This is a genomic window from Streptomyces sp. NPDC032822, from assembly GCF_055578825.1.
In genome coordinates, this window is sequence record NZ_JBVIOL010000002.1 from 499533 (window position 1) to 511882 (window position 12350).

The 12350-nt window shown below is 70.9% G+C and carries 11 protein-coding genes and 1 pseudogene; 4 read left to right on the top strand and 8 right to left on the bottom strand.

Going from position 1 to position 12350, the window contains the following annotated elements; all coding sequences use genetic code 11:
• Positions 1–63: 63 nt before the first annotated feature.
• Positions 64–1014 carry an FAD-dependent oxidoreductase gene (locus ACZ5VD_RS07890; RefSeq protein WP_468681400.1) on the top strand — a complete coding sequence of 317 codons (951 nt, stop codon included), beginning with the start codon at positions 64–66 and terminating at the stop codon, positions 1012–1014.
• Between the two features lie 106 nt (positions 1015–1120).
• Here the strand turns inward: ACZ5VD_RS07890 and ACZ5VD_RS07895 are convergent, their stop codons facing one another.
• The 3 genes and pseudogenes from ACZ5VD_RS07895 to ACZ5VD_RS07905 all read right to left on the bottom strand — a co-directional run bounded on the left by ACZ5VD_RS07895 (position 1121) and on the right by ACZ5VD_RS07905 (position 4263).
• Positions 1121–2818 (bottom strand): BCCT family transporter, encoded by a 1698-nt coding sequence (locus ACZ5VD_RS07895; protein ID WP_468551382.1) that lies wholly within the window; start codon positions 2816–2818, stop codon positions 1121–1123.
• Between the two features lie 86 nt (positions 2819–2904).
• A pseudogene (locus ACZ5VD_RS07900) lies at positions 2905–3269 on the bottom strand (carboxypeptidase); the annotation flags it as partial.
• A gap of 85 nt (positions 3270–3354) precedes the next feature.
• Entirely contained in the window at positions 3355–4263 is a 909-nt protein-coding gene (locus ACZ5VD_RS07905; RefSeq protein ID WP_468681402.1) for an NADP-dependent oxidoreductase, read from the bottom strand.
• A gap of 440 nt (positions 4264–4703) precedes the next feature.
• On the opposite strand from ACZ5VD_RS07905, the gene ACZ5VD_RS07910 reads away from it, so the two are divergent.
• Positions 4704–5060 carry a MerR family transcriptional regulator gene (locus tag ACZ5VD_RS07910; RefSeq protein ID WP_468551380.1) on the top strand — a complete coding sequence of 119 codons (357 nt, stop codon included), beginning with the start codon at positions 4704–4706 and terminating at the stop codon, positions 5058–5060.
• Positions 5061–5215: 155 nt separating this feature from the next.
• Here the strand turns inward: ACZ5VD_RS07910 and ACZ5VD_RS07915 are convergent, their stop codons facing one another.
• The 3 genes from ACZ5VD_RS07915 to ACZ5VD_RS07925 all read right to left on the bottom strand — a co-directional run bounded on the left by ACZ5VD_RS07915 (position 5216) and on the right by ACZ5VD_RS07925 (position 7783).
• Entirely contained in the window at positions 5216–5623 is a 408-nt protein-coding gene (locus ACZ5VD_RS07915; RefSeq protein ID WP_468681405.1) for a hypothetical protein, read from the bottom strand.
• Between the two features lie 67 nt (positions 5624–5690).
• Positions 5691–5834 (bottom strand): hypothetical protein, encoded by a 144-nt coding sequence (locus ACZ5VD_RS07920; RefSeq protein WP_468681408.1) that lies wholly within the window; start codon positions 5832–5834, stop codon positions 5691–5693.
• Entirely contained in the window at positions 5831–7783 is a 1953-nt protein-coding gene (locus ACZ5VD_RS07925) for a Xaa-Pro dipeptidyl-peptidase (protein ID WP_468551377.1), read from the bottom strand. Before ACZ5VD_RS07925 ends, ACZ5VD_RS07920 begins: the two co-directional genes overlap by 4 nt.
• 197 nt (positions 7784–7980) lie before the next feature.
• On the opposite strand from ACZ5VD_RS07925, the gene ACZ5VD_RS07930 reads away from it, so the two are divergent.
• Positions 7981–9495: a M1 family metallopeptidase gene (locus ACZ5VD_RS07930; RefSeq protein ID WP_468681409.1), complete on the top strand. Its 1515-nt coding sequence runs from the start codon at positions 7981–7983 to the stop codon at positions 9493–9495.
• A gap of 160 nt (positions 9496–9655) precedes the next feature.
• Here the strand turns inward: ACZ5VD_RS07930 and ACZ5VD_RS07935 are convergent, their stop codons facing one another.
• Positions 9656–11122: an amino acid permease gene (locus tag ACZ5VD_RS07935; protein WP_468681411.1), complete on the bottom strand. Its 1467-nt coding sequence runs from the start codon at positions 11120–11122 to the stop codon at positions 9656–9658.
• Between the two features lie 216 nt (positions 11123–11338).
• Between ACZ5VD_RS07935 and ACZ5VD_RS07940 the strand changes: the two genes are divergently transcribed.
• Positions 11339–12079 (top strand): MerR family transcriptional regulator, encoded by a 741-nt coding sequence (locus tag ACZ5VD_RS07940; RefSeq protein WP_468551374.1) that lies wholly within the window; start codon positions 11339–11341, stop codon positions 12077–12079.
• An 8-nt stretch (positions 12080–12087) separates the two neighbouring features.
• Here the strand turns inward: ACZ5VD_RS07940 and ACZ5VD_RS07945 are convergent, their stop codons facing one another.
• Positions 12088–12246, bottom strand: a complete 159-nt coding sequence (locus tag ACZ5VD_RS07945; RefSeq protein ID WP_468681412.1) for a hypothetical protein — start codon at positions 12244–12246, stop codon at positions 12088–12090.
• Positions 12247–12350 lie beyond the last annotated feature (104 nt).

Below are 12350 nucleotides of genomic sequence, written 5' to 3' on the forward strand. Positions count from 1 at the left end.
GTGAGTATCCCCAGAGTGGGACCGGTCTGAGCACGGCATGACATATTCCGCTAACGTCCGGGCGTGGAAAGCGATCTCAGGAACGACGTCGTCGTGGTCGGCGGCGGGGTCATCGGACTGACGACGGCCCTGGTGCTGGCCGAGCGCGGCCGGCGGGTGCGGGTGTGGACGCGGGACCCGGTCGAGCGGACCACCTCGGTGGTTGCCGGGGCGCTGTGGTGGCCGTACTCGATCGAGCCGGTCGATCACGCCCGTGCGTGGGCGCTGCGCTCGCTGGACGTCTACGAGAAGTGGGCGGCCTCGCCCGAGGCGACCGGCGTACGGATGGTCGAAGGGGTAATGGGCGACGCGGATCTGGACGGGGCCCGGGCGTGGGCGGGCGTCCGGCTGCCGGGTCTGCGGGCGTCGACGGCCACGGAGTACGCCGGGACGGGGATGTGGGCACGACTGCCCCTCATCGACATGTCGACTCATCTGCCGTGGCTGCGGGCGCGGTTCCTCGCGGCGGGCGGGGTGGTCGAGACGCGTACGGTGACCGATCTGGCCGGGGTCGGGGCGGCGGTCGTGGTCAACTGCACGGGGCTGGGCGCCCGGGAGCTGGTGCCGGACCCGTCCGTGCGGCCCGCGCGGGGGCAGTTGGTGATCGTCGAGAACCCCGGCATCCGCACCTGGCTGGTCTCCAAGGACACCGCCGGCGAGATGACGTACTTCTTCCCCCACCCCGACCGGCTCGTCCTGGGCGGTACCTCCGACGAGGACACGTGGTCCCTCGACCCCGATCCGGCGGTCGCGGCGGCGATCGTGGGGCGGTGTGCGGCGCTGCGGCCCGAGATCGCCGGGGCGCGGGTGCTGGAGCACCGGGTGGGGCTCAGGCCCGCGCGGGAGCGGGTCCGCCTGGAGCGGGAGACGCTGCCCGGAGGGCGGGTGCTGGTGCACAACTACGGGCACGGGGGCGGGGGCGTGACCGTGGCCTGGGGGTGTGCGGAGGAGGCGGCGGGGCTCGCCGTGCGCTGACGTAGCCGGACGGGCGGGGCGATGGTGGCCCGGAGCGCGGGGAGGAGGCGGCGACAGGGTCGCCGCCTCCTGGGATCACCGCTTCGTGAGGTGCGGTCGGTGGGGCTCAGCCGTGGTCGTGGCCGAGCGGGTCGCCCTCCGTTTCGGTGCCTGCTCCCGGACCGACCCTGATCTCGAAGTCGCCGTCGTACTTCTTGTGGCCCTCGATCACGGCGAGGCCGACGGCTTCGGAGCCCATCTCGCGGCGCACGATGACCGGGTCCTCGCGCAGGTCGCGCATAAGGGCGACACACATGCCGATCATCACGAGGACGAAGGGCGCGGCGGCCAGGATCGTGAGGTTCTGCAGGCCGGTCAGGGCGTCGCCCTCGGTGCCGACGAGCAGCATGATCGCGGCGACGGCTCCGGTGACCACACCCCAGAACACCACGACGAACCGGCCGGGTTCCAGGGCGCCCTTCTGGGACAGCGTGCCCATCACGATGGACGCGGCGTCGGCGCCGGAGACGAAGAAGATGCCGACGAGGATCATCACCAGCAGGCTGGTGACGGTCGCGATGGGGAACTCCTGGAGGACCGCGAAGAGCTGGCCCTCGGGGGTCGACTCACCGCCCAGCGCGCCGCCCTCCTTCAGCTTCATCGCCGTACCGCCGAAGATCGCGAACCAGATGAGACTGACGGTGCTGGGCACCAGGATGACGCCGCCGACGAACTGCCGGATGGTGCGACCGCGGCTGATGCGGGCGATGAACATGCCGACGAAGGGCGTCCAGGAGATCCACCACGCCCAGTAGAAGACGGTCCAGCTGCCCAGCCAGTCCGAGACGCCCTCGCCGGTGCTGGCCTCGGTACGGCCCGCGAGCTGCGGCAGGTCACCGAGGTAGGCGAAGACCGAGGTGGGCAGCAGGTCGAGGACGATGATGGTGGGGCCGGCGACGAACACGAACACGGCGAGCACCAGGGCGAGCACCATGTTGGTGTTGGACAGCCACTGGATGCCCTTCTCGATGCCGGACACGGCGGAGGCGACGAAGGCCACCGTCAGGACGGCGATGATCGCGACGAGCAGCCCGTCGCTCACGTTGTCCATCCAGTCCAGCTCGGTGAAGCCGGAGCCGATCTGGAGGGCGCCGAGGCCCAGCGAGGCCGCCGACCCGAAGACGGTGGCGATGATCGCGAGGATGTCGATCGCCCGGCCGGCGTTGCCGTTCGCGTGCTTCTCCCCGATGAGCGGGGTGAAGACCGCGCTGATGGTCTGGCGGCGGCGCTTGCGGAAGGTGCTGTAGGCGATGGCCAGGCCGACCACCGCGTAGATCGCCCAGGGGTGCAGCGTCCAGTGGAAGAGGGTGGTGGCCATCGCCGTCTCCATGCGTTCCGCGGAGTCGGCGGGGTTGGTGCCCGGCGGTGGGGTCGTGTAGTGCGAGAGCGGCTCGCTCACGCCGTAGAACATCAGGCCGATTCCCATGCCGGCGCTGAACATCATGGCGACCCAGGACACCGTCTTGAACTCGGGTTCCTCGCCCTCGGCGCCGAGGTGGATCCGGCCGTAGCGGCTGACCGCCAGCCACAGCGCGAACACCACGAAGCACGAGGCGGCCAGCATGAAGGCCCAACCGCCGTTGTGGATCAGGCCGTTGAGCATCGTGGTGGAGGCGCTCTCCAGCGAGTCCGTGGCCACCGAGCCCCAGACCACGAAGGCCACGGTGATGGCGGCGGTGACACCGAACACCACCTTGTCCGTCTGGTGGCCGGCAGTGTCCGTAGGACCCTCCCGGCCTCCCCTCTTCTTGAGATCTTGCGTCATCAGCGGCACCTTCCCCTGAAAGCCGTGGTTACACCTGTTCCGCGCGTGACTACGACCTACCACAGGTGCCGCCGATATCGACCGCTTCAGCAGCGGGTGTCGGGCTCCCCCACCGTGAGGTGGTACGGCGCCCGGGCATCGAGGAGCAAGGGGACGAGCGCGCGCAGGGACTGACGGAGCGGAACATAGGTGCCCCGTGTCCGCACTCCGGGCAGGACGAGCTCGTCCTTGGCCTCGGCGTCCTGGCCGGCGGTGAGCCGGTAGCCGCAGGGCGGGTCCTGGATCACCTCGGCCGGTTCGGGCGGGTCGTTGTCGGCGCCGCCGACGTAGACGGGTCCGGGGCCGGCGAGGCCCGCCCGCCGGGCCGCCCCGGTGGCCTCCTCGACCTGCCCACGCCGGGTGCCGGTGACCCGAACAGGCCTTTCAGTGCGGCGAGTTGGGAGTTCACGCGACCGATCGAGGGCACGTTCGCCACGCGGGCCCGCACGTCGCGAGGTGCCTACCTCGTGGGCTCGTTCGGATACAGATCGGCCCGTTCAGATGCAGATCACGATCTTTCCTCGGGTACGTCCGCGCTCGGCGTGCGCGTGGGCGTCGGCGATCCGCTCCAGGGGGTAGGCCTGTTCGATACGGGGTGTGTAGCGGCCTTGCCCGCCCAGTTCCGCCGCCGCGGACAGGAGAGCGGAGTCGTTCACCGCGTGGGCCACATGCGTACCCAGGCGCTGCCCGCCCGCCTGGTCGGCGACCGTCGCGACGCGCTTCGGATCGCCCGCGATCGCGACGAGGTCGTCCAGGGAGCCGGAGGCCGCGGTGTCGAGCACGATGTCGACGCCGTGCGGAGCGAGGGTGGCCAGGCGCTGCGCGAGGCCGGGGCCGTAGGTGGTGGGAACGGCGCCGAGAGAGGTGAGGAACTCGTGGTTGCGTTGGCCGGCTGTCCCGATCACGGTGCCGACACCTTGCGCCACGGCGATCTCGACCGCCGCGCTGCCCACGCCTCCGGCGGCGCCCTCGACGAGGAGGGTGCGCCCCGCGAGAGGGCCGAGCGCGTCGAGCCCACGCATCGCGGTCACGGACGCGAGACCGGCGCCCGCGGCCTGCTCGTCGTTCCACGTGGCGGGGGTGTGCGCCCAGGCCGAAAGGACGAACAGCTCCGCGGTCGCGCCGGTGACGCCGCCCAGCCCGAAGACCCGGTCGCCGATGCTCACCCCCCGCACCCCGTCGCCGATCTCGTCGACCACACCGGCGCCGTCGCGCCCGGGGATGTCGGGCAGATCCAGGGGGAAGATCTGGCGCAGGGCGCCGGAGCGCAGCTTCCAGTCGATGGGATTGACGCCGGCCGCCGCGACGCGGACACGAATCTCACCGGGTCCGGGGTGGGGGTCTGGGGCCTGCTCGATCACCAGGCTCTCCGCTCCGCCGTATGCGTGGAACCGGGCTGCGCGCATAATGGTCTGCCTCACTTTGACGGGCCGGAATGACGTGTTCGTCCGACGCTCGCCACTCTAGAACCTGACGTTGACGTGAGGTGCAAGCCCGCAACTGCCGCCCGGCCGGAGGAGGGTGGGCGCGGATGGGTGAGGTTGCCGAGCGGGCGGGGGTGAGCGTGGGGCCTGCGCCACTCCGAGGGGTCACGCCGCCCGTCACGGTCGACACCCATGTGCCCTCGGGCGGGCTCGGCGATCCCGGATCCCGGATCCCGGCCCGACGTGAGGGCTGCCGTGCCTGCGTGAATCGGGTGCACGCCCTCGGGTCCGCCACCGGGTCATGATCGATCTCGGCGCCGGCAGCGGTTCGATCGGCCTCCAGGGCTGCCCCCGGAGCCGGTATTGCTAGCCTGAACCTGACGTCAATGTGAGGTACGAGCGGGAAGGGAGTGCCCTGCGTCATGCGCATCGGACAGCTCGCCAGGCGGTCAGGGGTCAGCGTGCGGGCCCTGCGCTACTACGAGGAACAGCGGCTCCTGGAATCGGCGCGGACGCCCGGTGGGCAGCGTGACTATCCCGACGAGGCCCTGGAGCGGGTCCAGCTCATCCAGGACCTCTTCGCGGCTGGCCTCTCCAGTCGTACCGTCGTCGAACTCCTGCCGTGTGTGAGCACCGGCGTCGCGACCCCCGACATGCTCGACCAGCTCATCATCGAACGCGACCGCATCGCCGCACGCATCCAGGACCTGACCCGGGCCGAGACCAAACTCGGCCGCGTGATCGAGAACGTGACCGCGGCGACCGTGGCGCAGGACTGATCGACCCGTCGCGAGGGGTGGGACCCCGACCTGTCCGGCACCTACCGGGCGCCGGCCGCCCACGGGAAGCCCCAGGGGTCGGAGGGGTCGGCGGCGAACTCTCCACGGATCTCCTCGATGTACCACCACGGAAGTCGGCGGCCCTCGGTGAACAGCTACGCCTCCCTCTCGCGCGGACACGAGGCCCTGGCGCCCTCCCCCTGGACGACGAAGCGGCCCCACCGACCGAGCTCCCAGCGGAAGTCGCCGATCCGCACCGTGCACAACCCGGTCGCGCGGACGCCGGAGACGCAGGCGATCTTCGCCATGCGGCAGTCGCGTACGGCCACCGGATACTCGCGGGCGTCCGGCAGCCCAGTGCGCCGGGCGGCGAAGAACTCCGCCGTCGCCCGCTTCGACGGCGGAATGCGCAGGCCGGACTCGCCCCGGTGGTCCGGTCGGTTGGACGGGTCGATCGGCGACCCGACCGACGCACCGAACCGCCGGAGCATCTCACCCGCGTCCGCCAGACCGTCTTCCGGCGGCTGTGGCTCGCTGGTCGCCGGGGCTGTCGGTGACACCACCGAACAGCCCCGGCGACTTCCCCACGAGTGAGTGACGGGTACACAGCATCGACCTGCCGAGATGCGGTTACACCATCAGGAGATCGCTCGACGAACCCGTCGGACAACCACTTGGGGCTTGCCCGGCCTCCGCCGGGGTCGCCACGAGGGAGGCGGCCAGGGCGGCCGTCACCAGGCCCAGGGGCAGGGGCAGGGGCAGGGTGCGGATCATCGGCCTGCCTCCGGGACGCGCCGCGCGGTACTCGGTGCCCGGACGCCGTCGAGCGGGGTGGCCTCGGGGGCGAGGGGTGCGGCGCCCGCGGTGGCCCGCGCGAACGCGGCCGTGCCGCCTACCAGCGGTACGCGGGCGGATGTACGGGACAGGTCGAGGGTCAGCGTCGGGGTACTGGCCGGCGGGTCGATGAGGTCCTTGTCGGTGCCCGCGACGATCAGCGCGAGGCGGTGGCCGGCCGGGACGACGTGGTCGGTGGCCCCGAGGTCGAGGGTGATGGTGTACGCCTTGCCCGGCGTGAGCGGGGCGCCCTGGCCGGAGGCGTGGTTGCCCAGGTCGGCCCAGCCGCGGCTGACGACCGTGAGGTCGACGTCGGCGGTCTTCGCCCGCGTCTCCTTGAAGCAGGCGCTGTCCCCGGTGGTGCCGGCACCCCAGCAGGTGCGGTCGGTGAGGGTGCTGATGCCCTCGCCGCTCGCCGCGTAGTCGCGGATGGTGTCGGGGCCGAGGTCGACCAGGACGGCGGAGAGATGGGCCGTCGAGGTGGTCGGGGTGGCGGTGACGGTGACCTTGGAGGAGCCGGACAGCCGCAGGTCGCGGGTGAGGGGCCCGGTGGTGAAGCCCGCCTTCGCGGGAGTCGGCGTGTCGATCCGCGCGGCCCAGTCGGTCTCGCTCAGCCGCGGGTCGTCGGTGAAGGTCTCCGTGCCGGTGCCCTTGCGCAGGCCGAGAGTGCCGACGCCCTCCTGAGCGCCCTCGGCGGGACGCAGGGTGGTGGCGGAGGCGGAGCGCGGCGGCCAGGACGTGGAGGTGGCCCACTGGTCGGGGTGGCGTTCGATGTCGGCGACGGGTTCGCGGTCGATGCCGTTGTCGTAGCCGAGGAGTTCGTGGTCGAACCAGCGGTGCAGGGTGTCGACCCAGGTGGCGCGGCGGAAGTCGAAGGGGTCGACGTGGCCGGTCTGGGAGAGCCAGATCTTGCGCTCGACGCCGTTCTTCGCGAGGGCGTCCCACCAGGGGCCGACGTGCTGCATCCGGACGTTGAGGTCCTGCATGCCGTGGACCAGGAAGACGCTCGCCCTCACCTTGCTCGCGGCCTTGACGTAGTCGCGCTCGCTCCACAGGCGGGTCCGGTCGCCGGTGCGCGGGGCGCCGTCGACGAGTTTCTGCTGGACGGCCGCGCACCGGGTGCGGGCGTCGGGGCTGTTGACGTAGTCGGACAACCAGTCGGGGCCGGAGTCGTAGAGCGGGGCGCCCTTGGAGAAGTAGTAGTCGTACCAGGTGGAGATGGCGCTGATCGGGACGATGGTCTTCAGGCCCTTGACGCCGGTGGCGGCGACACCGTTGGCGATGGTGCCGTCCCAGCTCTTGCCGATCATGCCGGTCCTGCCGTTGGTCCAGGTGGCCTTGGCCTTCGTACTCCCCGTGCGGGTGGTGTACGCCTTGGCGCGGCCGTTCAGCCAGTCGACGACGGCCTTCGCGGACTGGATGTCGGAGCGTCCGCCGACGTCCACGCAGCCGTCGGAGCGGTTGGTGCCGGCGAGGTCGACGCCGACGTAGGCGTAGCCGCGCGGCACGAAGTAGTTGTCGTAGAACAGGGGCGCCTGGACGATGTTGCCGGCGGCGTCGTAGGTCTTCAACTGGCTTTCGTTGCCGCGTCCGCAGCAGGAGTAGTAGGGGCTGGCGTCCATGATCACGGGTATCTTGCGGCCCTGCCGGGCGGGTTCGCGCGGCCGGACGATGTCGACGGCGACGCGGTCCGCCTCTCCGTCGCTGTCACCGTCGAGGCCGGTGTCCACCCAGACGGCCTCGCGGACGGCGTTCTCGTACGAGTAGACCGGTCTGCTCTCCCGCGGGGTGCCGTGGGCGGCCGCCGGGGTGACGAGGGCGGCCATGAGAGCGGCGACGGCGGCCGTGGCGGGCGATCTCCAGGTCGTGAAGCGCATGCGTATCGGCATGCGCGGACGGTACATCGGTCAACTCCCGCGCAGAAGAGGGCAACCGGACGCGCAGGAGGCCCGTGGGGCGCGCGCGGCGGTGGGTTCATGACGGCCGAATGGCATTCGTGTGACAGGGGTGGCCGTGGACAGACCCGGGTCCACAGGGAATCAATAGGCTTCGAACAGACTTCGCGCCCCTACGACTTGGAGCTTTCGTGCACCGCAGAATCATCGCGCCGGGCGCCCTCGCGGCGGCCTCCCTGTTGCTGGCGATCCCGGCATCGGCCGCGGGTCTCTCCCCCGGCGCGCCGGGCATCGGCGACCCCTACTACCCGGACTACGGCAACGGCGGATACGACGTCTCGCACTACGACCTGCGGCTGAAGTACCAGCCCGCGACGGACGAGCTGGAGGGCACCGCGACCCTGCTGGCCCGCACCACCGAGGACCTGTCACGGTTCAATCTGGACTTTCTGCTGGACGTCGCCGAGGTACGGGTCAATGGCGCGAAGGCGTCGTTCACGACCTCCGGTGAGCACGAGCTGGAGATCACCCCGAAGACGCCGCTCGCGAAGGGCACGGCCGTCACGGTCGTGGTGCGGTACAGCGGCGTGCCGTCGTCGAAGCAGGCGTACGGCTTCACCAGCTGGCACCGCACCGCGGACGGCGGCGTCGGGGCGAACGAGCCCGAGGCGGCCTGGTGGTGGTTCCCCAGCAACGACCATCCGCTCGACAAGGCGACGTACGACGTGTCGGTCCTGGTGCCCGACGGCACCCAGGCCATCTCCAACGGCACACTCCAGTCGACGAGTTCACGCCTGGGGTGGACCCGCTACAACTGGCGGTCCAACAAGCCGCAGGCCACCTATCTGGCCACCCTGGCGGTCGGGAGGTTCGACGTGACGACGGGGACGACCGAGAGCGGCATCCCGGTCGTCAACGCCTACAGCAAGGACCTCGGCGACAACTACGGCGCGGCGCGGGCGAGCATCGAGCGGACCGGGGAGATCGCGGACTGGCTGACCGGGTACTTCGGCCCGTATCCGTTCAACGCGCTCGGCGGCTATGTGCCGAACACCGACACCGGGTACGCGCTGGAGACCCAGACCCGGCCCTTCTACAGCCCTCGGCAGTTCGCGGGCGGCACCAACACCTCCGTGGTCGTGCACGAGCTGGCCCACCAGTGGTACGGGGACCTCGTGTCGGTCTCCGGGTGGAAGGACATCTGGATCAACGAGGGCTTCGCGCGGTACGCCCAGTGGCTGTGGTCCGAGCACGAGGGCGAGGGGACGGCACAGGAACTCGCCGACTACGTGTACGCCTCGCATCCGGCCGACGACCCGTTCTGGACGGTGAAGCCCGGCGATCCGGGCCCGGAGAACCAGTTCCACCTCGCCGTCTACGACCGGGGCGCGCTCGCCCTCCAGGCGCTGCGCAACGAGGTCGGCGACGACGCGTTCTTCGCGATCCTCAAGGGCTGGCCGCAGAAGTACGCGTACGGCAACGCGACCGTCGTCGACTTCCGGAAGTACGCCGAGCGAGTGTCGGGGAAGCCGCTGGGCCCGCTGTTCGACACCTGGCTGTACCAGCCGGTGAAGCCCGCGACACCCGCGGCCCGTGACGCGTCCGCCGCCCGGTCGGTGGGGGCGGCTCCGGTACGGCCGAAGTCGTGGCAGAAGATCGCGGCGACGAACGACGTGCACGAGCACGAGCACAAGCACAAGCACTGACGAGAGCGTCGGGCGACGGTGCTCGGCTGTCTGTCGCCGTCGAGCTGACGGGCCGGGGCGTCCGCGGGTCGTGGCCGGCCGGGCGCGCGGTTCCCCCGCGCTCCCGCGGTGACTGTCCGGCCGTCGGCCGGGCAGTCACCGCGGGCCCCCATCGACAGGCCTACTTCGTGAGGTCCGTCAGTTCCTGGTCCGCCGTCCTCTCGACCCGGCGGCGGATACCGAACCAGCCCGCCACCAGCAGGATCGCGATCACCGGGATGAGCAGGAGGGTTTTTCGGCCGATCTCCGGGTCGTCGGCCATCAGGACGAGGCAGGCGAGGAGGAAGGCGATCGTGGTGAGCTCCGTGACGGGGCTGCCGGGCAGGCGGAACGAGGGGCGGGTGAGAAGGCCGGCGCGGGCTCGGCGGACGAAGACCAGGTGGCAGACCATGATGATCACCCAGGTGCTGATGATGCCGAGGGAGGCGACGTTCAGCACGATCTCGAAGGCCTGGCTCGGCATGAGGTAGTTGAGACCGACGCCGAGGACACAGACCGCGCAGGTCAGCAGGATGCCGCCGTAGGGGACCTGGCTGCGGTTCATGCGGGCGGTGAAGCGGGGTGCCGAGCCCGCCATGGCCATCGAGCGGAGGATCCGGCCGGTGGAGTACAGGCCCGAGTTCAGCGAGGACATCGCGGCCGTCAGGACCACCAGGTTCATCACGTCGCCCGCCGCCGGGACACCGATCCTCGACAGGACCGTGACGAAGGGGCTCTCGCCGGCCGAGTAGACCGAGCCGGGGAGGAGGAGGGCCAGGAGGACCACCGAGCCGACGTAGAACAGGCCTACGCGCCACATGATCGAGTTCACCGCGCGCGGGACGACCTTCTCCGGCTCGGCGGTCTCGCCCGCGGCGACACCGACCAGCTCCAGGGCGGCGTACGCGAAGATCACGCCCTGCATGACCAGGACCACGGGCATCAGGCCGTGCGGGAGGACACCGCCGTTGTCGGTGATCACGCCGACGCCGGGGGTCCGGCCGTCCACCTCGTGCCGGGTGGCCAGCAGGAAGATGCCGATCAGCATGAAGCCGACCAGGGTGGCCACCTTGATGATCGCGAACCAGAACTCCAGCTCACCGAAGATCTTCACCGAGATCACGTTCACCGCCAGGACCACGGCCAGGGCGATCAGGGCCAGCGTCCACTGCGGGATGTCGGTGAACAGGCTCCAGTAGTGGGTGTAGAGCGCGATGGCCGTGATGTCGGCGATCCCGGTCGTCGACCAGTTCAGGAAGTACATCCAGCCGGCGACGTACGCGCCCTTCTCGCCGAGGAACTCGCGCGCGTACGACACGAAGGAACCGGACGACGGGCGGTAGAGGACCAGCTCGCCGAGGGCCCGGACCACGAAGAAGGCGAAGACACCGCACACCAGGTAGACGAGCGCGAGGGCCGGGCCCGCGGTGTGCAGACGGCCTCCGGCGCCCAGGAAGAGCCCGGTGCCGATCGCACCGCCGATGGCGATCATGTTGACGTGGCGGGCCTTGAGGTCCTTGCTGTAGCCGGCGTCGCCCGCGTCCGCGGGCACCTGGGCCGCGTCGGTGCGGGAGGCGGCCTGTGCCGGTTCCACGGCGTCCTTGCTCACGGGTGGTTCCACTCTCTGGTGCGCCCCGACGGGTATCGCTCGGGGATCCGGACGTGATGCGACCGGTGCCCTCGCAGGGGCCTGGGCCAAGGGGGCACGTGCCCGGGAAAACACACCCCATGCGATGGCGCACGTCACACAAGGGCATGTGTCGCATGGTCGTCGAGGGGGTCCGAGAGGTTTCACACCATTGGTGAGACAGCGATACTGCTGCACATGACGACGGACGCCGAGGAGCCGACCCTCACCATCGACGAGCTGGCCGCGCGCGCGGGTGTCACGGTCCGCACGGTCCGGTTCTACGGCACCAAGGGTCTGCTGCCCCCGCCGGTGATCGGTCCGCGCCGGGTCGGGCACTACGGCCGGGACCACCTCGCGCGGCTCGCGCTGATCGAGGAGTTGCAGCAGCAGGGGATGACCCTGTCCGCGATCGAGCGTTATCTGCGGCAGCTGCCGCCGGACCTGAGCCCGCACGACCTCGCGATCCACCGGGCGGTGGTGACCTCCTGGGCGCCGGAGACCGTGGAGACGGTGTCGTGGCAGGAGTTGCAGCGGCGGGCCGGGCGGGAACTGGGCGACGGGGAGGTCGCGCGGCTCGCCGCGATGGGTGTGGTGCGGGCCGACGGCGAGTCCTTCCGCGTCGATGTCGGTCTGCTCCGCCTCGGCGTCCAACTGCTGGACGTACCGCTGTCCCAGGAGGCGATCCTCGCCTCGCGGGGCGTCCTCGTGGAGCATTCGCGCGCGGCGGCCCACGAGTTGGCGGAGCTGTTCCGCGGCGAGGTGTCGGAGCGGGACGCGCGGGACGTGAAGTCGCTGTCGGCGCACATGCATCCCCTGGTGGTGCAGGCGCTGCTGACCACGTTCCAGCGCTTCCTCAGGGAGGAACTGCGCGCCTGGGCACCGCAGGAACCGCAGGAGTCACCGCCGCAGGCACGGCCGGAGTCACAGGTAGGCTGACCCGCCGCTCACGTCGAGGGTCTGGCCGGTGAGGAGGCCGCTGCCCCCGTCGACCCCGTACAGCAGGGAACGAAGGGGAGTTCGGTGGTGCCCGGGTTGCCGAAGATCCGGTCCACGCCCTCGCCGCACAGGATCTCCGGCAGGGCGAGGGCGGGGTGGTGTCCCACGGGGAGCTCCTCGTGGGGGCGGGGAACGGTCGCGGGTGAGCGTCCTTGTCCGGCCCTTGAGGAGCGACGCCGACGTACCGCTGAGCGGTACGTCGGCGTCACGT